Consider the following 19,376-nt stretch of genomic DNA (forward strand, 5'->3'; position numbering starts at 1 on the left):
GGAGAAGGACATGCCCGTCGTGACCACGAGGCCATGCGCGCTAGCAGCGTCAGCAGGTAGAACGCCCGGCAAGGGACTAAATCCCCTCCAGTCGGCGGTCGAAATACTCTTTGTCCAGTTATTTGTCCTAGTTAATACTTTTAGTATGTTCTCACGAAGGTTACAGGCACTGAAGTACGTGACCGGCTCCGGAGCCGCGAGGGGTGGCTCCGGAGCCGGTGCGCGTCCGCGTCCGGCGACCCGCGTCGCCCATGAGGCCGGAGTCTGAAGTGATCGATTTCGGCGCCTTGCCCCCGGAGTTCAACTCCGCGCGGATGTATGCCGGCCCGGGTCCGGTCTCGCTAGTGGCCGCCGCGGTGGCCTGGGACAGCCTTGCCGCCGAATTGTCTTCCGCTGCAAGTTGTTACCGCTCGGTGATCGCGGGGCTGACGACCGGCCGCTGGTTGGGCCCCTCGTCGTTGACCATGGCGTCGGCCTTCGCTCCCTATATGGCGTGGACCGCCGGCGCGGCCGCGCGGGCCGCCGAGGCGGCCGGTCAGGCCAGGCTCGCCGTCGAAATCTACGAAGCCGCGTTTGCGATGACCGTTCCCCCGCCGGCCGTCGAGGCCAACCGGGTCCAGCTCGCGACGCTGATCGCCACCAATTTCTTCGGCCAGAATTCGGCGGCGATCGCGGCCACCGAGGCCGAGTACGGCGAAATGTGGGCGCAGGACGCCGCGGCGATGTATCAGTACGCCGCGGGTTCGGCTGCCGCCTGCGAAGTGACACCCTTCGCGCCGCCGCCGCAGGTCACCAACCCGGCGGGGTTGGCCGAGCAGGCCACCGCAGTGGGCAGGGCCGCCGCTGGTGCGGGATCGGAGTCACTGGCCGACATCGTTTCCTCGGTTCCGACAACGCTGACGCAGCTCGCCGCACCCACTGCGAGCCTTGCAGCCGCCTCCGGGGCAACCGTGGCGGCCACTGACCTTTCGACGCTGTCGCCGGCGCTGATCAGCCTCGCGACCACCCCGGTGTACGCAATTCCCAGCTATTTCATGGCGGCAGCCACGCCGCTCTATGTGCTGTCCTCCAGCTTTGCCATTGCCCAGACCGGGCAGGGGATGCAGGCTACCGCGAATGCGGAGGCCCGGGCAGCGGCGGCCGCCGAAGCGGCGAATCCGGCCGCCTCGGGGGGCGCCGCCCCGTCGCTCACGTCGAGCGTGAAGAGCACCGTGGGCAAAGCAAACTCGTTGGGCCCGTTGTCCGTGCCAGCCAGCTGGACCAGCGTGATCCCGGAGGCCAAGATCAGCACCGCGGCCGCATTGGCGAATGGCGGTCTCGACGGCGCAAACGTGACGAACGTGCCGCCCAGCGTATTGGGAGGGGCGCCAAGCGGTTTGGGCCGTTCCGGCCGATCCGTCGGACCCCGATACGGGACTATCCCCACGGTGATGACACGTCCACCGGCTGCCGGATACGCCTAGGCCTTCACATGAAACGACCCCAGCGAACATTTCACGGCGTCTCGTCCTGGAAGGAGCGGTCAGTGAAGCACATGCCCACCGCGGTCGCGGGCGCGACGGTCATCCCCGCGCCGTCCGACGAGCAGGAATTGCGTTGGCAGGACCGCGGGATGGTCAGGCCGCTGCCGGTCACGGTCGGCTCCGAGCCGGACGCCAGTTGGCCCCCGCGAACGCCAAGCTTCACACCGATCGAAAGTGCAGCGCCATGTCTCACCCGCTGATGACCCAGGAACCGGTGGATGTCGTGCACGCCGAACCGGACCGCCCCCAGCGGAGACCGGCCGTCAAGACGTCGTTGCCTCGCCACCGAACCAGCGCTTTGTCGGTTACCGCCGCCGCGGCGCCCGCGCCCGGCGGAAACGCCATCCGCCGCTGGCAGCACCGGTATTCGCGCCATCTGCGCATCAGCGACACGGTGATCGTGTGTGCGTCGGTACTGCTCGCGCAGTACGTCCGATTCGCCGAAATCGCCAACAGCTCGGGTTACTCGCATGTCGTAATGACGCTGTTCTCAATCCTTTTCGCGACGCTGTGGCTGTCGTCGCTGGCGGCATTTCAGACGCGCTCACCGCGAGTCATCGGCGCCGGAATCGACGAGTACCGCCGGATCGGCAGCGCGTCGTTCTGGACCTTCGGGATCATCGCGATGGTGACTTTGCTGGCCAAAGTCGACCTGGCCCGGGGTTATCTTGCGATCGCCCTCCCCCTCGGGACCATGGGCCTGCTGGCGAGCCGCAGCATGTGGCGCAAACGCATTCGCCGGATGCGCGCGGACGGCCACTGCCAGACCAAGGTCTTGGCGATCGGAGACCGGCAGGCCGTTTCCCAACTCGCCCATGAGCTGGCCCGCAGCCCGCTGGACGGTTACGCCGTGGTGGGCGCGTGCATTCCGGGGTACGGGCCACCGCGCGGTAATACCCTTACCCTCGGCGGCCGTGCCGTGCCGATTCTCGGTGACGTCACGCACGTGGTGGCCGCGGTTCAACGCAGCGGCGCGAACACCGTGGCGGTCACGCAGCCCGATCACTTTGGGATGCGCGGTATCCGAGAGCTGATGTGGCAATTGGAGACGATGGACGTCGACGTCCTGGTGTCACCCGGGATGATGGACGTCGCCGAAGCGCGCCTGAGCCTGCGGCCCACCGCGGGCATGCCCCTGCTGCAGGTGCAGAAGCCGCAATACGAAGGGACCCAACGCTTCCAGAAACAGGTGTTCGATTTCCTGTTCGCGCTGGCGGCTCTCATCGGGACGGCACCCATACTCATCGCGGCGGCGATCGCCATCAAGCTCACCAGCAAGGGCCCGGTGTTCTACCCGTCCGAACGGATCGGCATCGACGGGAAGCCCTTCACCATGCTCAAGTTCCGGACGATGACCGTCGGCGCCGACAGCCAAGTCGAAAACCTGTTGGCGCTGAACGAAGGCGCCGGCGGTGTGCTTTTCAAGATGCGCCAAGACCCGCGGGTCACGCCAGTCGGGCGGATACTGCGCAGGTTCAGCATCGACGAGCTGCCACAATTCATCAACGTGCTCAAGGGGGACATGAGCGTGGTCGGGCCACGCCCCCCGTTGCAGCGCGAAGTCGAAAACTACGACGGTGAGGTCAAGCGGCGGTTGCTGGTGAAGCCGGGCGTCAGCGGACTGTGGCAGGTGAGCGGCCGATCGGACCTTTCGTGGGAAGAGTCGGTCCGGTTGGACCTTTCCTACGTCGACAACTGGTCGATGTCGGGTGATCTCATCATCATCGCGAAGACGATCAAGGCCGTTCTGACCAGTCACGGCGCATACTAGGTACTCACGGCTGAGCCGACGCCGCGTCGCTCGCTATGTCAAGGGTCGCTATCGGATACAAACCGGAACCGTCGCGCCCGTCGCGGGCCAGCGCCATCGGCGCGTAGTTCACCACGTGCGAGGCGCCCGGCTTGTGCTGTTGCCATTCCACCGACGCGCGCAGTGTGTAGTGCCCGGGCGCCAGACCCGTCACGTCGACGCGCACCGACTCGGTCGACGACTCCGGGACCGGCTCCTCGCGCGACGCGCTAGAGTCGTCGTGGACCAGCGTCTTGAGATTGACCGTGGCCGGGATGGTGCGGACCACCGCTCCGGAGAAATCGACCAGCTTGTAGCCGGGTGCCCAGTGCTCGGTGGCCGCCGCCGAGCCGTAGTTGGTCCAGACGACGGAGATGGCGGCCACCTTGCCCCGGATCGACTGCGATCCCGGCTTGGCCTCCACCGAATACCGGTAACCGGCGGAGGTGTTCGCCTTCGACCAGAGGAGATACAGCTTGGGATCCATCGCCGACATCGCATCCCGGTCCGGGAAGTTGGCGCTCGACGTCATCGAGACGTGATACCTGACGACGTCGTGCAGGGCCTTCTCGTAGTACGACCGGGCGTCGGTCCCCTTCGGCAGCCGACACCACTGGCTGATCACCAGCGCGGAGTCGAGCCGCTGCTTGATCGCGTTGACGGCCGCGTCGTTGAACCGCACGTAATGGGAGTCGCTGGACTCTGCCCATTCGGGCAGGGGCGCCTGCACGCCAAGGCAATCCGCGCGGATGCCCACCGGCGCGGACAGCCTTTTGGTCACGTCGTCGGCCAATAGTTCGCGGGCGATTTCCGGATTTTCGGCGGCGACCACCAATTGCGTGTGCGGGAACGCCCCGACGTTGGCCCCGACCAGCTGTCCGATGGACGCTTTGGTGATGCTCTGATCGCGAAACTGGCTGTAATAGCCCAACTTCGGCGTACTGTCCTCCGGTGTGGGCCCCGGCGCGCCCAGCGCATCACGTAAGTACGCGAGGCTGGTCTTGCCGAAATCGCCGTACCCGGAGAACTCGAAGACGCTGAGTCGCTCGTCGCCGTCATAGCGCCGACCGAGCGCGGCCAGCAGCTGCCCGAAGTTGTTGAGGTAGTCGGCGTCGTTCCAATTCGGCACCACCTGCGTGACTCCCGGTGCGGAACCGCTCGGCGGCGCGGGATAGCTGGTGGCCGCCGAGCGGATCCAGTCCGGAATCGCGATGTCGGTGTTGTCCGGATAGGAATCGTTGCAACAAGACTTGTAGGTGTACACGCCGAGAATCAGCCGCATGTTCCGGCTGCCGAGCTTCGTCAGCGCGTCGTCGATCACGCTGAAGTCGAACTTACGGTCGTCGGGGGCGTCGGGGGGCAGGGTGCGCGGGTCGACGGGCTGCAGCTGCCGCCACGAGACCCGCAGGCTGGCGTCATACGAAGCGGGCCAGGCCGCGTAGCGCTGCGCGGAATTGCCTTGCGGGAAAAGCGGATTCAAGCCTTCCTCGTATTGGCCGCGCAGCGGGTTCCCGATCTCCTGAGCGGTGGGCGGAATAGCCGGGCTGACCATCGCGGACAGCGGCCCGGGATCGCTTTTGCCACCGCATCCGCTCAGCACCATCGCCGCGCACACGACAGCGGCCAGCGCGCTCTTCCTGGTCTTCACGGTTGCTTCTCCCAACACACACCGACGCAACTGAAGTGTGCCCCATAGGCCTGGGTTATCTGGTGCGTGGATCGACGCGGCGCAGGTCACGAATTGGCGTAGCGCAGCCTAACACGCAGCACCAGGTCGCCCCGGGTACGCCAACCGCCCCCGTGAGACGGGTCACAATCGGGTGGGCCCTGTCACGCTCGAGGGGCCTGCGGTGTCTCAAGGGCACAGGCTCGTGAGAACAGGAGACAGAAATGACCGAGGTGGCCGCCCAGAAAACTCATGTCGTCGTGGTCGGAGGCGGATACGCCGGAACCCTGGCGGCGAACCATCTACGGCAGCGTCCGGACATCGACATCACCCTGGTGAACGCCCGCCCCGTCTTCGTGGAGCGAATCCGTTTGCACCAGTTGGTCGCCGACACCGGCGCCGCGACCGCCGACTACGCGACGCTGCTCGGCGACGGGATCCGGCTCGTCGTCGACACCGTCGACCGCATCGACGCCCCGGCGCGGCGCGTCCTGCTGTCCTCGGGCGCCGAGCTCGGCTACGACTACCTGATCTACGCCGTCGGCAGCACCGGCGCGACGCCGGTGACGGTGCCCGGGTTCGCCGACTTCGCCCACTCGATCGCCGACCTGGAGAGCGCCCAGCGGTTGCGCTACGCGCTCGCCGACCTGCCGCTGGCCGCTCCCGTCACCGTCGTCGGCGGCGGGCTGACCGGCATCGAAACGGCTTCCGAGCTGGCCGAACGGGGTCGCCAGGTGACCCTGGTGTGCGGCGCCGAGCTGGGACCGTCGCTGAGCAAGCGCGGCCGCCGTTCCGTCGCCAAGCGCCTGCGCGGCTTCGGTGTCAACGTGCTGGAATCCTCGACGGTGACCGAGGTGCGCTGGGACGCGGTGGTGCTGAGCGACGGCGCGGTGCTGCCGAGCGCGGCGACCATCTGGACGGCGGGGTTCGCCGTGCCCGACCTGGCCGCGCGCAGCGGGCTGAGCACCGACGCGCTGGGCCGGCTGCTCACCGATGAGACGCTCACCAGCGTCGACAACCCGTACGTCGTCGCGGCCGGGGACGCGGCCGCGCCGTCCGGACAGCCGCTGCGGATGAGCTGCCAGGCCGCCGGGCCGCTGGGCGCCCAAGCCGCCAACACCGTGCTCAGCCGCATCTGCGGACGCGCCCCCGACCCGCTCAGCCAGGCGTTCGTCGGCCAGTGCATCAGCCTGGGCCGCAGCTACGGCACCTTCCAGTTGGCGCGCACCGACGACACCCCGGTGAACCTGGCGATGGGCGGCCGGACCGCCGCGTCGATCAAGGAGGCCATCTGCAAGGGCACGCTGTGGGCCATCCGCCGCGAGGCCACCAAACCGGGTTCCTACCGCTGGCTCAAGGGCGGCAAGCGGCCCGCGCAGGCGCCGGCCGAGGTCGCGCTGCGATGACGCGCGCGCCCGCCGGCAGTGAGCACGCCGAACGGTTCACCGTGCTGCGGCCGCTGCTGTTCACCATCGCCTACGAGATGCTGGGCTCGGCCACCGAGGCCGACGACGTCCTGCAGGACAGCTATCTGCGGTGGGCGGCGGTCGACCTGTCGACGGTGCGCGACACCAAGTCCTACCTCGCCCAGCTGGTGACCCGCCAGGCGCTCAACGCACTGCGCGCCGACGCGCGCCGTCGCGAGGAGTACGTGGGGCCGTGGCTGCCCGAGCCGCTGCTGCTCGACGAGCAGGATCCCTCCGCCGATGTCGTTCTGGCCGAATCCATTTCGATGGCGATGCTGGTGCTGCTGGAGACGCTGAGCCCCGACGAGCGGGCGGTGTTCCTGTTGCGGGAGGTGTTCGGGTTCGACTACGGCGAGATCGCCGCCGCGGTGGGCAGGCCGGCGGCGACGGTACGGCAGGTGGCGCACCGGGCCCGCGAACACGTACGGGCGCGGCGGAAAAGGTTCGACGCGGCAGACCCGCAACGCAACGCGCAGATCACCGCCCAGTTCCTTCAGACGGCCGCCAGCGGCGACGTGGAGACGCTGATGACGATGCTCGCCCCCGACGCCACCTGGACGGCGGACAGCGGCGGCAAGGTGTCCGCCGCCCGCCGGCCCGTGGTGGGCGCCGACCGGGTGGCCCGCGCCATCGTCGGCCTGATCCGCAAGGCGAGCCTGCTCGCGGAGTTCCGCGTCGAGGTGGTGACCTGCAACAGCGCCCCGGCGGTGCTGCTCTACCTCGACGATCGCCTCGAAGGGGTGATCACGCTGGAAATCGCCGACGACAAGATCACCGACTTCTATGTGACACGCAACCCGGACAAACTGGCGGCCCTGGCCACCGCCCGTGACGTCAGCCGAGGCTAGGCGACCGCGCTTCTGTCAAGCTAGGGCGGTGCGTATCGACCGGCTCGGCGACCTCGGCGCGGCACCCGCCGTGCTGCGCGCCGTCGGCGACGCCACGACGCGCCTCGGCCTGCCGCCGCCCGCCGCGTTGACCGGCGACTGGTTCGGCGCGCTGGCGGTGATCGCCCCGAGCGTGCCGGCGCAGCCGGTCGACGTCGACGCCGCCTTCGCGGTTCAGCTCGGCTCGCCACCCGTCGACTCAGAAGCGGTGGGCGGCGGCTGGATCGGTTACCTCTCCTATCCCGATCCCGGCGCCGACGACCGGCCCACCCGGATCCCCGAGGCCGCGGGCGGTTGGACCGACTGCGTTCTGCGCCGCGACCGGGACGGGCACTGGTGGTACGAAAGCCTGTCCGGCGCGCCGATGCCGGACTGGCTGGCCGCCGCGCTGGCCACGGCGCCGGGGCCGGCGCGCGACTGCCGGATCGACTGGGGTCCGGCCGACCGGGCCGCGCACCGCGACGGGGTGCGCAACTGCCTTGAGGCCATCCGCGCGGGCGAGGTCTACCAGGCGTGTGTGTGCACGCAGTTCACCGGGACGGTCAGTGGTGCCCCGCTGGACTTCTTCGCCGACGGCATCGCCCGCACCTCACCGGCGCGGGCGGCCTATGTCGCCGGGCCGTGGGGAGCCGTGGCGTCGCTGTCCCCAGAGCTCTTCCTGCGGCGGCGCGGGACGCTCGTGACGTCCAGCCCCATCAAGGGCACCCTGCCGCTGGACGCCTGGCCGTCGGCGCTGCGGGCGTCGGCCAAAGAGGTGGCCGAAAACATCATGATCGTGGACCTGGTGCGCAACGATCTCGGCCGGGTGGCGATCGTCGGCACCGTCACCGTCCCCGAGCTGTTGGTGGTGCGGCGCGCCCCGGGCGTGTGGCACCTGGTCTCCACCGTGTCGGCGCGGGTTCCCGTCGAACTGCCGACATCGGCGCTGCTGGACGCCGCTTTTCCGCCCGCCTCGGTCACCGGGACACCCAAACACCGCGCGCGCCAACTGCTCTCGCAGTGGGAGCCGCATCGTCGCGGAATCTATTGCGGAACAATTGGTTTAGCATCCCCGGTGGCCGGATGCGAACTCAACGTCGCCATTCGCACCGTCGAGTTCGACCCAGCGGGCGGCGCCGTGCTCGGCGTCGGGGGAGGGATCACCGCCGACTCCGATCCCGACGCCGAATGGGCCGAATGCCTGCACAAGGCGTCTCCCGTCGTCGGGCAGCCGCGCATCGCCGCCGCGTTCTCGGCCGGCTGACCCTCACGCGCGGCGCGACTGCAGGACCGCGTCGTAGAGTTGGCGCGAGCGCACGCCCGGATGGTCGGCGGCCACCTCACCGCAGGCGTCCTTGACGCGCGCACCGTCGGCGACCAGCTCCTCCACCCGCGCGACCAGCGACGGCAGGTCGACGCGCGGGGTGGCGCCGGCCAGCACGACGGTGATCTCGCCGAGCACCCCGTCCTCCGCCCAAGCCGCCAGCTCGTCGAGCGACCCGCGCACCACCTCCTCGTGCACCTTGGTCAGTTCCCGGCAGATCGCCGCGCGCCGGGCACCGCCGAGTCGGTCGGCGGCGTCGCGCAAACACGCGGCCAACCGGCGCGGCGATTCGAAGAACACGCAGGTGCGCCGCTCGTCGGCGAGCGAGTCGAGCCAGGCCCGCCGCGCGGCCTTCTTGCGCGGGGCGAATCCCTCGAAGCAGAACTTCTCCGCCGGCAGAGCGGACAGGGCCAGCGCTGTCATCACCGCCGACGGGCCGGGCAGACAGGTCAGCGGAACCCCGGCGTCCACGCACGCCGCGACCAGCCGGAAGCCGGGGTCGCTGATCAGCGGCATGCCGGCATCGCTGACCACCAGCACCGTCGCCCCGGCTTGCAGCGCGGTGATCAGGGGGTCCACCCGGGCCGCCTCGACCCGGTCGAACAGGCTGACCACCCGGCCGGTGATGGTGACGCCCAGGGCCTTCGCCAGCGTCCGCACCCGGCGGGTGTCCTCGGCCGCCACCACGTCGGCGCGGGCGAGGGCGTCGATCAGGCGGGGCGAGGCGTCCGACGGCTGGCCCAACGGGGTCGCGCCCAGCAACAGGCGGCCAGTGGTCATGACGGACAGCCTACGATCGACACCGATGTCCGCCCCGTCCCGCGAAACCTTGGTCGCCGGCCAGGAGCGTGTCGTGCCCGTCGTCAGCCCGGGGCCGATAGTTCCGGTGGCCGATTTCGGCCCCACCGACGAGATTCGCGGCTGGGTCGTGACGGGCGTGATCGCCGTGCTGGCAGCGGTCACCCGATTTCTCAACCTCGGTTCGCCGACCGATGCCGGCACACCCGTCTTCGACGAGAAGCATTACGCGCCCCAGGCCTGGCAGGTGCTGCACAACCACGGGGTGGAAGACAACCCCGGCTTCGGACTGGTGGTGCATCCGCCGGTCGGCAAGCAGCTGATCGCGATCGGCGAGGCGATCTTCGGGTACAACGGCGTCGGCTGGCGGTTCACCGGCGCCCTGCTGGGCATGGTGCTGGTCGTGCTGGTGATGCGGATCGTCCGGCGGATCAGCCGCTCGACTCTGGTCGGCGCCATCGCCGGGGTGCTGGTGATCTGCGACGGCGTCTGCTTCGTCACCGCGCGCACCGCCCTGCTCGACGGCATCCTCACCTTCTTCGTGGTCGCGGCGTTCGGCGCGCTCATCGTCGACCGGGATCAGGTGCGCCAGCGCATGCACGTCGCGCTGCTCGAGGGGCGCACCACCCAGACGGTGTGGGGCCCGCGGCTGGGCGTGCGCTGGTGGCGCTTCCTGGCGGGTGTCCTACTCGGATTGGCTTGCGGGACAAAGTGGTCCGGGTTGTATTTCGTGCTGTTCTTCGGCGCGATGTCGTTGGCGTTCGACGTCGCGGCGCGGCGCCAATACCAGGTCACTCGACCCTGGGCGGGTGTGTTGCGGCGCGACCTGATTCCCACCGCCTACGCGCTGGCGCTCATCCCGTTCGCGGTGTACCTGGCCAGTTACGCGCCGTGGTTCGCGTCGGAGACCGCGATCGATCGGCACGAGGTCGGCCAGTCGATCGGCCCCCGTTCGGTGGTCCCGCTGCCCGACGCCATCCGCTCGCTATGGCACTACACCGCAAAGGCTTTCGATTTCCATAAGAGCCTGACGAATGCCGCCGGCAACCACCACCCGTGGGAGTCCAAGCCGTGGAGCTGGCCGATGTCGTTGCGGCCCGTGCTGTATGCCATCGATCAGCAGAACGTGTCCGGGTGCGGCGCGCAGTCGTGCGTCAAGGCCGAGATGCTGGTGGGCACCCCGGCCATGTGGTGGCTGGCCGTGCCGGTCCTGGTTTACGCCTGCTGGCGGACGTTCGTCCGCCGCGATTGGCGTTACGCGGTTGTGCTGACCGGTTATTGCGCCGGGTGGCTGCCGTGGTTCGCCGACATCGACCGGCAGATGTACTTCTTCTACGCGGCGACGATGGCGCCGTTCCTGGTGATGGGGCTGGCGCTGATCTGTGGGGACATCCTCTATCCCCCGAGCCGGCCGCGCGGTCTGAGCTCCGAGCGGCGCACGCTGGGGCTGCTCGCCGTCTGTTTCTACGTTGCGCTGGTGGTGACCAACTTCGCCTGGCTCTTCCCGGTGCTCACCGGCCTGCCGATCTCGCAGCAGACCTGGGACATGGAGATCTGGCTGCCCAGCTGGCGCTGAATATCTCTCGGCCCGCCTCCGCGCCATGTCGCCTCTCGCCGAGATTGCCCTGAGGGCTGTGAAACCCGCACCAACCACGACCATGGCGGCAATGTCGACGTTAAGACGTTAAACCGGATCGCGGGCCACGGGACAGGACATGCACCGGGGCCCACCGCGGCCCGTTCCCAGTTCGGACCCCGCGATGGTGAGCACCTCGATGCCCGCCTCCTGCAGGCGGGCGTTGGTCTGGGCGTTGCGCTCATAGGCGACGACGACGCCGGGCGCTAGCGCCAACGTGTTGTTGCCGTCGTCCCACTGCTCCCGTTCGGCGATGACGGGGTCCAACCCGGTGTCGATGACGCGCAACTCGTCGATCTCCATCGCCTTGGCTGCCGCCTCCAAGAAGGGCGCTTCGTCGCTGATGGCCACGCCGTCGGGCGTGCGCTCGATCGTGAAAGCCGAGAGCGTGTCGACGATGTTGGCGTACATCACCACGGTGTCGGTGTGCACCATCGTGCACACGGTGTCCAAGTGCATCTGCGCGCGCCGCTGCGCGATCGGCACGGCGAGCACCTTACTCGCCAGGTTATCGTCAAAGAGGCTGCGGGCCAACGCTTCCGCCCCGGCCGGGGTGGTGCGCTCACCTACCCCGACGGCGACCACACCCGGGGCGAGCAGCAGCACGTCACCCCCCTCGACGGGAGCGGTGCGCGACTCGTAGGCGCGGCGCACGCCCGTGAACCGCGGGTGATGGGCGTAGATGAGATCGGTCAGCGACGCCTCGCGCGCCCGGGCGGGCAACGCCAGCGTCGGAATCACCACCCTAGGGCCGATCCATATCGACGAGTCACGGGTGAACAGCAGGTTGGGCAGCGGCTCGATGGCGAAGTCCCCACCGTGGTGCATGCGCAGCACCAGCGACACGTCGGTCCGGATGTCCGGCGGCAACTCGTTGAACGTCATGCCCGCCATCAGCACCTGAGCCAGGCCGCCCGGGCCCAGGCTCCGCAGGTAGGCCGAAAGCTCTTGTGCGAGCGGCACTCCGAGCCGCCGCGCGTCGACCGCAGCCGCCACGCCCTGCATCCGGGCGGCCCCGCTGTGGGTCAGCGCCTCGGTCAGCAGGTCGGACATCAGCAGCACCTGCACACCGCGCGAACGCAGTAGCTCGGCGAACCGGTCGTGCTCCTCTTGCGCGCGGGCGACCCACGGCAGCCCGTCGAACAGCAGCTGGTCGAGGTTGCGCGGATTGAGCCGGCGCAACTCGGCGCCGGGGCGGTGCAGGATGACGACGCGCAGCGTGCCCACTTCGGAATTGGTGCCCAGCTCAACAACACCCACAGTGCAAACGGTAGCCGCTCGCCCGGCCAATCCCCCTTTGATCGAACGGGTGTGCGATAGACTGGGCGCCGTGGAGATGGCGGTACAAGGCTCCCTGTTCCAGCACACCGAGCGCAGGCAACTCGGTGACGGTGCCTTTATCGAAATCCGCGCCGGCTGGCTCGCCGATGCCGACGAGCTGCTCGACGGCCTGCTCACGACGGTGCCGTGGCGCGAGGAACGCCGCCACATGTATGACCGGGTGGTCGACGTGCCGCGGTTGGTGAGCTTTCACGATCTCACCGCCGAGGAACCGCCGCATCCGCTGCTGGCCCGGCTGCGGCGCCGGCTCAACGACATCTACGCGGGCGAACTCGGCGAGCCGTTCACCACCGTCGGGCTGTGCTGCTACCGCGACGGCTCCGACAGCGTCGCCTGGCACGGCGACACCATCGGCCGCAGCAGCTCCCAGGACACCATGGTGGCGATCGTCAGCCTGGGCGCCACGCGCACCTTCGCCATGCGGCGGCGCGGCGGCGGCCCGTCGTTGCGGCTGCCACAGGCGCACGGCGATCTGCTGGTCATGGGCGGATCGTGCCAGCGCACCTGGGAGCACGCCGTGCCGAAGACGTCGGCACCGGTGGGCCCGCGCATCAGCGTTCAGTTCCGGCCGCGGGGCGTGCGCTAGCCGCGGACCGCCTTCACTGCGCTGACGAGCAGGTCGCGGGCGCGCTGGGTGTCGACCGGCGCGACCGGCTGACCGGGGATCACCAGCGGGTTGGCGGTGACGATCACCTGGTACTCACCGAATTGGGCCGAATAGTCGTAGAGCTCACCGGTGCGCGGGCCACCGGCGACCAGCGCCTGCAGGACGCGGTGCACCCCCAGCGTGCGGGTTCCATCGATCTGCGGCGCGTCGACCACCTCCAGGCCGCCCCGCAGCTGCGGGCCGGAGAACGCCACCTTGGCGCACTCCTTACCAGGGTCGTTGAATGGCAAGGCTTTTGAGGTCTCGACGGCGATGACCACGAACCGGTTGCCCTTGCCCTCGGCGGAGACCGCGGCCATATTGCCCTGCAGGTCCGCTGGCATGTCCGGCCCCGTCGCCGCTTTCGCGCAGTTGGCAGGGTCGAACGTCAGCCCTTCGGGAAGCTTGCGGCCGCCCAGCAGCTTGGGATCGATCCCCCGTTCGCCGATGTCGGTGACCTTGAATTCGGGTCCGAAGCTCGACTTCACGTCGGCGACCTTCTTGATGTCGACTTTCGCCGAGTTACCCGCCCCCGATGAGCAGCCGACGAGCACACCCACCGTCGCGACCGTGACCGCCAGCTTGAACATCGTGGCCAATCTAGCCCAAGGCGGGCGCGTCAGCCGCGCAACGTGGACACCGTTTTGACGAGCAGGTCGGCCGCGAATTGCGGTGTCAGCGCGGGCACCACCGAACCCGGATCGGTGGTCAGTGTGGTGAACGCGTAGAAGTTGCCCAGGTAGGCGGTGAAGGTGTATGTGCGCGAATCTATTTCGGTGCCGGACTCGACGGAGGACTTGACGTCGGCCACCATCCCGACGGTTTGGGCGCCATCGATATGTGGGGCGTCGGTGAGGCGCACGCTTGCCGTGGAGCGCCCGGCGGTCATCGTCCACTGGCCGCATGCGGCGACGACGTCGTCGGGCAGGTCCACCGGCCCCGGCAGAGCCACCACCACGGCGTCGACGATGCCGCCGCTGCCCGACCCGGACACGCCCTGCGCCGACTGGTCACGGCCATTCCCGGGGTCGGCGAGCTGCGCGCATTGCGGCGGCCGCGACTTGCTGTCCGACGCCTGGGGCCCAAGGCGCCAGATCACGCGCGGGGAGGCCCCGCTAGGGATGCCCGTGGTCGCCTCGTAGCCGGGCGGCAGCTCGCGGACCACCCGCTTGATGTTGGCCGGGTTGACCGCCGTCGGCGCAGGCGGCTTCGTGGGCGCCGGCGACGGGGCGGGCGCCGGAGCGTGCGCGCAGGCGGCCAGCAGCGCCGCCAGCGCGGGAGTTGCCAGCGGACCGATCCGCAGCGGGCTCAGCCGACGACCTCGATCATCTGGCGGGCGACGTGCTCGATCTGGGCGGCCACGTCACGGCGGAACCCATGGTCGCGCCGGCGGGGCACGTCGATGACGGTGGTGATGACGCCGATGTCCTCGCGCTGCCAGATTGCCCCGTAGTGGTCCATGATGGTGCGCATCGGCAGGTTGTCGGAAAGCATTCGCGCGGAGAACTTTTCGACCCCGGCGACCCGGGCGGCGATGGACAGCGCGCTGACCAGGAAGGTGCCGATCCCCCGGCCCTGGTAGGCGTCGGCGACGGTGAACGCGATCTCGGCGACCCTGTGGTCGGCCTCGTCGCGCACGTAACGCGCGTCGGCCACCGGGTCGCCGCCGTCGATCACCACCCAGACGAAGTGGTCGACGTAGTCGACCTCCGAGAGGTAGTGCATCAACGCCGGGGTGGGCAGGCGCGGGGTCATGAAACGGCGGTACAGCGTCTCGCTGGAGAATTGGATGTGCCCGTGCACGGTTCGCTCGCTGTCACCCGGCAGCACCGGTCGCAGCATCAGGTGCGTCCCGTCGCGGACTTCGATCGGGATGGGTGTGATGAAGGCGGCGAGGCGCTGCCGCACCGTGCGCAGCAACCGCTCCATAACCCCGGGGATGTGCACCATGCGGACGAAGGCGTCGTTGTCGCCGATCCAACCGGTCAGCGGTCCCGCGGTGGTGACCGTGGCGGTCCGCGGGATGTGCCGCAGCAGCGCGATCTCTCCGATGAGCATGCCCGGGAATGCGTGCTCGACGATGACCACACCGTCGTCGCCGACGTGGGTGATTTCGACGATCCCCGACGCGATGAGCAGAAAGGAAACCGCCTCCTCGCCCTGCCTCATCAGCACCTGGCCGGACGGGGATTGCAGCGGTTGCAGGGAGGCGGCCAGCGGCGCGAGATTGGAGGCGGGACATCCCGCGAAGACGTCCATCGTCGCCAACTGGTCCGCTCGCGCGCCGGTCAACGCCACCGGGGTGGCCCGCCGATCACACCATCGCGGCGTGGGTCTGCGCCTCGCGGTGACCGCTGTGCCATGACCTGCCCGTCTGCGTTGCCGTCGTCTACCGCGCCAGGCCCGACACCCCGGCCGCGGTGGGATGCTGTCAGGTTATGGGCTGGGTTCCGGCCGCGGCAAGGACGCGCTGCTGACACTTCCCCAGTGCAACGCCCGGGCGACGCGAACAGGACGTCCGTTGCCTGGGTGCGGCCCCCAATGCATCGCCTCTCGCGACGAGCCCTAGCGTGGCAACCGGGTCGGCAGATAATCGGGATTCCAAGCCCTACGAAAGCGATGAAATGAGCCACAATGCAGTCGATTTGACCCGCGGTCTTCTCACCGAGACCGCCGTGCTGCGGCACGGTTTCCTCGACGTACTGGGCGAGTCGACGAGTTCTCCGGCCGCGACGTTTGCGCAGCGCGCCATGAACAGTTCCCTGGTCGCGACGGTCTACGAGCGGCTGTGGCGCCCGGCCGCCTTCTACGCGGCCAGCGGCGTCAGCACCGGCGCCGAGCAGCGGCGTGCGGCATCGGCGCTGCGGCTGTCCACCGCGGGCCGACTGCTCGACGTTGCCTGCGGCCCAGGCAATTTCACCGGTTCACTGGCGCAACGGCTACCGCAGGGCGGCCTCGCGGTCGGTTTCGACATCTCAGAGCCGATGCTGACTCGCGCCGTCCTGGACAACAGCACCGCGCGGACCTGTTATGTGCGCGGCGACGCCCGCAAGTTGCCGTTCGCCGACGCGACGTTCGACGCGGTCTGCTGCTTCGGCGCCCTGTATCTGATGCCCGAGCCGTTCCGCGTGGCGCGCGAAATGGTGCGGGTGCTCAGGCCCGGGGGCCGGATCGCGATCCTGACCAGTTACGTCCCGGACCAGCCGGCGATCCGGCACGCGATGACCGCCGGCGCCCGCGTCATCGGGCTTACCATGTTCGACCGGCACGCGTTCGTCGAACTCTTCTCGGCGGCCGGGCTGGTCGACATCGAGCAACAGACGCAGCGGGCGCTGCAGTTCATCGCCGCGGCAAAGCCCGGCTGACGGGCTAGGAGGCCGCCTTGCACACGCCGAGGACCCGCACGACGGGCGTCCCCGCCTCGCACTCGAGCACCCAGGGATCGCCGTCGTCGACGGGCTCGGACGTGAGCGTGAACTTCACCGGCTGACCGCTGCGCTGTGTCATCTGCGTGCATTCGACCCTGAACAGGCGGTAGTCGCCGCCCTGATCGACGGCGAGTGAGAACCCCGGCCGCACCGACTCAACCGGCACCTTTTGCAGGTAGTAGTCAACGTTCATCCGTCGACCGTAAGACCGGCATTCCGGCGCGCCGGGCGGCGCCACGCGGCTCTTAGGCAATGTTCAGGCAAATTTTGGGACCGCATCAGTCTTCGCCACGCGCATGTGCGGCGGGCTGCATGACGAACTCGACGATGGTCGCCGCCATCTCGTCGATCGCGCTGCGGCGCATGACTTCGTAGCCGTGGGTGCTCAGCGTCGGCAGGCACAGCAGACCCGCGCGCGGCGTCAGCCCGTTGGCCTTGGAGTGCGACGCGTCGGACTCGAACGCCCCAAGCACGGCCCCCTGCGGCGACAGGCCCAGTTCGGCGGCGATGCTCATCAGCCGGTCGGCGACGTCTTTGTCGTAGACGCACAAGGCGTCGCTGTACCCGACTATCGGCCCGCCGCTGACTTTGGTGTCGTACTCCTGCTCGGTGGGGCCGACCTCCAGCGCCAAGGTGAGCGTGCCGGGCAGCGACGCGCTGGCGTAGGTGCCCCCCACCCCGCCGATCTCCTCGTTGGTGGTGAACACGAGATAGGCGTCGTCGACGGGGCGTTGGCCGCGCTCGCGCAGCAGCCGGCCCGCGCGCAACAGGGCGGTGACCGCGGCGCGGTCGTCGAGGAAGTAGCAGCCCAGGTAGCCGCCGACCTCGATCAGCGTCCGCTTGCTGCGGTCCACGCACACCCGGGTGCCGGCGCGCACCCCGGCGGCCTCCAACTCATCGGGGCTGCGGCCGGTGAAGACGTAGACGTGGTCCCAGTCCAGCGCCTTGTCGCCCCGGTCGGGCTTGGTCTGCCAGATCCGCTGGCTCTCCTGCGTGGTGTGCTCGGAGCCCAGCGTGAGCACCGCGGTCAGCGTCTCGTGCTCGCCGAGCACGGCGACCGGCCCGAGCCCGAAGTTGCCGGGATACATCGTGCCCAGCTGCGTCAGGTGCAGCGTGCCGTCCGACTCCACCCTCTTGACCAGCATGGACAGTTCGTCCATGTGCGCCATGACCCGCGTCGCGACGCCGGGTTCGGCCGCCGAGGACACCCGGTGCCCACGGCCAGCGTCGCCAGCAGGGGCGTCGGCGGCGACGTACCCGATCAGGTTGCCGGCGTCGTCGGTCCACATGTCGTCGACCACCGGCCGCAATTCGCGCGCACACACCGCGCGCACGTCGGCTTCCTGGCCGCACGGCCCGTAGGCCCACAGAAGTTCCTGCAGCAAACCGTCGGTGGCGGTGTCCTCGCGCGTCGCCATGCGGTCCTTTCGGGTTCGTGGCTCGTCGAAAGGATCAGTACCCGCTCGGGGGGCGGGCAATCGCGGGCCTCCGGGCGCTTTCACGCATACGCGAGTTCCAGCCGTTCGAGGCGCCGCACCAGCAGACTGGGCAGCCACTGCCCGACATCGGCGGCCGTAACGTCCGAAGTCCGTTCAAGAAGTTGGCCCAGCACAATGTTTGCCTCCAATCGCGCGAGCGCCGCTCCGACGCAGAAGTGGATTCCCTTGCCGAAGCTGATATGGCCCCTGCCCGAAGGCCGGTCGAGTCGAAACTCTTCGGGATTGTCGAAGTGCGCGGGATCCCTGTTGGCCGCTCCCCACAACAGAAGTAGCCGCGCACCCGCCGGCAATTCGACGCCGCACAGTTCGGTGTCGTTGACGACGTGCCGGTAATGACCGCGGAACGGCGGTTCGTAGCGCAGCACCTCTTCCAGGTACGCCCCGAGCAGGTCCGGCTGATCGCGCACCCGCCGCTGGATATCCGGACGCGTCGCCAAAACCCAAGCGGCAGAACCGATCAACGAAGCTGTGGACTCGCCGCCGGCGCTGAACAGCGTGATCATCATCGTGAGCGCCGCCAAGTCGTCCAGATCGCCGGAGGCGCAGGCGGTAGCGAGATCACCCAGCAGGTTGTCTTGCGGGTCGCTTGCCGCGTGCTGGAACTGTTCGGTGATGTAGCCGCCGAGTTCCATCACCGCGATGCCGGCAGCATCCATCTGATCTTGGGTGACCAGCCCTTCGACCACCTGCGTCGCGGAGTAACCCCACTGGATGAGCTTGTCGATGTCGGCGTCGGGAACACCGATGATCCTTCCCACGATCATCATGGGCAGCCGGTTGGCCATCGCGCTCATCCACTCGATGCGTCCGCCGCGCGCACGGGTGTTCCAGATGCGGGCGGCGGTGTCAGCGACAAAAGGCTGAAAGGCGCGGATACGCTTGGCCGCCAGCTGCGGCAACAGTGCCTTCCGATGCGCGGAATGCGCCGGCTCGTCGGCGGTCGCCAACGCCTGGGTGGGGCCACCGATTTCCCCGATGTGGAAAGCGGTGACGGCGCCCCCGGGCTGATACATCATCGTCGCGGTCAGGTTCGACGAGAAGTCGGCGCACCGGGTGACCGCTTCGTTGATGGCTTCCCAACTGCTCACAGCGTAGAAGCCGGAATCGCCGATGCGATGGACATGGCCCGCCTGGTGCATCTGCCGGTAGAGCGGATGCGGGTCCTGGATGAACTCGTCATCGAATAGCGCCAGGCCCAGACCGCCATCCTTCGATGTCATTCCTTAACGCTGAGCGGCGAAGATGCGCCGCGTCAACCGAAGCCGGCGAAGTTGCGATCCCGGGCAACCGCGTCGCGACCACACCGTCTCAGCAAGCCGAATTCACCTGCGCCGATGCTGGAACGCCTCGCTGATTCCGTCTCAGATTTGAGAAGATATGCGTTCGACGACTCA

Annotated in this window: 18 protein-coding genes; 8 read left to right on the forward strand and 10 right to left on the reverse strand. The window is 68.8% G+C overall.

Features of this window, described 5'->3' with window-relative positions; translation table 11 throughout:
* Positions 1–269 precede the first annotated feature (269 nt).
* Positions 270–1,463 (forward strand): PPE family protein, encoded by a 1,194-nt coding sequence (locus KXD96_RS23885; protein WP_260740677.1) that lies wholly within the window; start codon positions 270–272, stop codon positions 1,461–1,463.
* A gap of 31 nt (positions 1,464–1,494) precedes the next feature.
* Here KXD96_RS23885 and KXD96_RS23890 read toward each other — a convergent pair whose 3' ends face one another.
* A complete protein-coding gene (locus tag KXD96_RS23890) occupies positions 1,495–1,686 on the reverse strand; it encodes a hypothetical protein (protein ID WP_260740680.1) in 192 nt (63 codons plus the stop codon).
* A 21-nt stretch (positions 1,687–1,707) separates the two neighbouring features.
* Between KXD96_RS23890 and KXD96_RS23895 the strand changes: the two genes are divergently transcribed.
* Positions 1,708–3,294, forward strand: coding sequence for a sugar transferase (locus tag KXD96_RS23895; protein ID WP_260740682.1), 1,587 nt, complete (start codon positions 1,708–1,710; stop codon positions 3,292–3,294).
* 4 nt (positions 3,295–3,298) lie between these two features.
* Here the strand turns inward: KXD96_RS23895 and KXD96_RS23900 are convergent, their stop codons facing one another.
* On the reverse strand, positions 3,299–4,915 hold the full coding sequence (locus KXD96_RS23900; RefSeq protein WP_260745526.1) for a hypothetical protein: 1,617 nt from the start codon (positions 4,913–4,915) through the stop codon (positions 3,299–3,301).
* A gap of 287 nt (positions 4,916–5,202) precedes the next feature.
* Between KXD96_RS23900 and KXD96_RS23905 the strand changes: the two genes are divergently transcribed.
* Genes KXD96_RS23905 through KXD96_RS23915 form a run of 3 tightly spaced genes read left to right on the forward strand, consistent with a single transcriptional unit; the run spans position 5,203 to position 8,574 of the window.
* On the forward strand, positions 5,203–6,384 hold the full coding sequence (locus KXD96_RS23905; protein WP_260740684.1) for an NAD(P)/FAD-dependent oxidoreductase: 1,182 nt from the start codon (positions 5,203–5,205) through the stop codon (positions 6,382–6,384).
* Positions 6,381–7,292 (forward strand): RNA polymerase sigma-70 factor, encoded by a 912-nt coding sequence (locus tag KXD96_RS23910; RefSeq protein ID WP_260740685.1) that lies wholly within the window; start codon positions 6,381–6,383, stop codon positions 7,290–7,292. Before KXD96_RS23905 ends, KXD96_RS23910 begins: the two co-directional genes overlap by 4 nt.
* Before the next feature lie 28 nt (positions 7,293–7,320).
* A complete protein-coding gene (locus tag KXD96_RS23915) occupies positions 7,321–8,574 on the forward strand; it encodes an aminodeoxychorismate synthase component I (protein ID WP_260740687.1) in 1,254 nt (417 codons plus the stop codon).
* A gap of 3 nt (positions 8,575–8,577) precedes the next feature.
* Here KXD96_RS23915 and rsmI read toward each other — a convergent pair whose 3' ends face one another.
* Positions 8,578–9,414: a 16S rRNA (cytidine(1402)-2'-O)-methyltransferase gene (gene rsmI, locus KXD96_RS23920; RefSeq protein WP_260740690.1), complete on the reverse strand. Its 837-nt coding sequence runs from the start codon at positions 9,412–9,414 to the stop codon at positions 8,578–8,580.
* A gap of 25 nt (positions 9,415–9,439) precedes the next feature.
* Here rsmI and KXD96_RS23925 point away from each other — a divergent pair, with 25 nt between their 5' ends.
* Positions 9,440–11,008 (forward strand): dolichyl-phosphate-mannose--protein mannosyltransferase, encoded by a 1,569-nt coding sequence (locus KXD96_RS23925; protein WP_260740694.1) that lies wholly within the window; start codon positions 9,440–9,442, stop codon positions 11,006–11,008.
* A 108-nt stretch (positions 11,009–11,116) separates the two neighbouring features.
* On the opposite strand, the gene arcA is transcribed toward KXD96_RS23925, so the two are convergent.
* Positions 11,117–12,328, reverse strand: a complete 1,212-nt coding sequence (gene arcA / locus KXD96_RS23930) for an arginine deiminase (protein ID WP_260740699.1) — start codon at positions 12,326–12,328, stop codon at positions 11,117–11,119.
* A gap of 70 nt (positions 12,329–12,398) precedes the next feature.
* On the opposite strand from arcA, the gene KXD96_RS23935 reads away from it, so the two are divergent.
* Positions 12,399–12,995 carry an alpha-ketoglutarate-dependent dioxygenase AlkB gene (locus KXD96_RS23935; RefSeq protein WP_260740703.1) on the forward strand — a complete coding sequence of 199 codons (597 nt, stop codon included), beginning with the start codon at positions 12,399–12,401 and terminating at the stop codon, positions 12,993–12,995.
* Here the strand turns inward: KXD96_RS23935 and KXD96_RS23940 are convergent.
* The 3 genes from KXD96_RS23940 to KXD96_RS23950 are packed head-to-tail and all read right to left on the reverse strand — an operon-like array spanning position 12,992 to position 15,314.
* A complete protein-coding gene (locus KXD96_RS23940; RefSeq protein ID WP_260740705.1) occupies positions 12,992–13,645 on the reverse strand; it encodes a DUF5642 family protein in 654 nt (217 codons plus the stop codon). The two genes, KXD96_RS23935 and KXD96_RS23940, sit on opposite strands and share 4 nt — an antisense overlap.
* A 29-nt stretch (positions 13,646–13,674) precedes the next feature.
* Positions 13,675–14,367: a DUF5642 family protein gene (locus KXD96_RS23945; RefSeq protein ID WP_260745527.1), complete on the reverse strand. Its 693-nt coding sequence runs from the start codon at positions 14,365–14,367 to the stop codon at positions 13,675–13,677.
* Positions 14,364–15,314 (reverse strand): GNAT family N-acetyltransferase, encoded by a 951-nt coding sequence (locus KXD96_RS23950; protein ID WP_260745528.1) that lies wholly within the window; start codon positions 15,312–15,314, stop codon positions 14,364–14,366. Before KXD96_RS23950 ends, KXD96_RS23945 begins: the two co-directional genes overlap by 4 nt.
* Before the next feature lie 365 nt (positions 15,315–15,679).
* Here KXD96_RS23950 and KXD96_RS23955 point away from each other — a divergent pair, with 365 nt between their 5' ends.
* Positions 15,680–16,420 (forward strand): methyltransferase domain-containing protein, encoded by a 741-nt coding sequence (locus KXD96_RS23955; RefSeq protein WP_260740708.1) that lies wholly within the window; start codon positions 15,680–15,682, stop codon positions 16,418–16,420.
* Positions 16,421–16,424: 4 nt separating this feature from the next.
* Here KXD96_RS23955 and KXD96_RS23960 read toward each other — a convergent pair whose 3' ends face one another.
* The 3 genes from KXD96_RS23960 to KXD96_RS23970 form a co-directional block, all read right to left on the reverse strand.
* A complete protein-coding gene (locus KXD96_RS23960; protein WP_260740711.1) occupies positions 16,425–16,676 on the reverse strand; it encodes a hypothetical protein in 252 nt (83 codons plus the stop codon).
* 85 nt (positions 16,677–16,761) lie between these two features.
* The gene (locus KXD96_RS23965; protein ID WP_260740714.1) at positions 16,762–17,901 is read right to left on the reverse strand and encodes a peptidase M42; all 1,140 of its coding nucleotides are present in this window, start codon (positions 17,899–17,901) and stop codon (positions 16,762–16,764) included.
* 80 nt (positions 17,902–17,981) lie between these two features.
* Positions 17,982–19,202, reverse strand: coding sequence for a cytochrome P450 (locus KXD96_RS23970; protein WP_260740718.1), 1,221 nt, complete (start codon positions 19,200–19,202; stop codon positions 17,982–17,984).
* Positions 19,203–19,376 lie beyond the last annotated feature (174 nt).

It is taken from the genome of Mycobacterium sp. SMC-2, from assembly GCF_025263485.1.
Lineage (GTDB): Bacteria > Actinomycetota > Actinomycetes > Mycobacteriales > Mycobacteriaceae > Mycobacterium.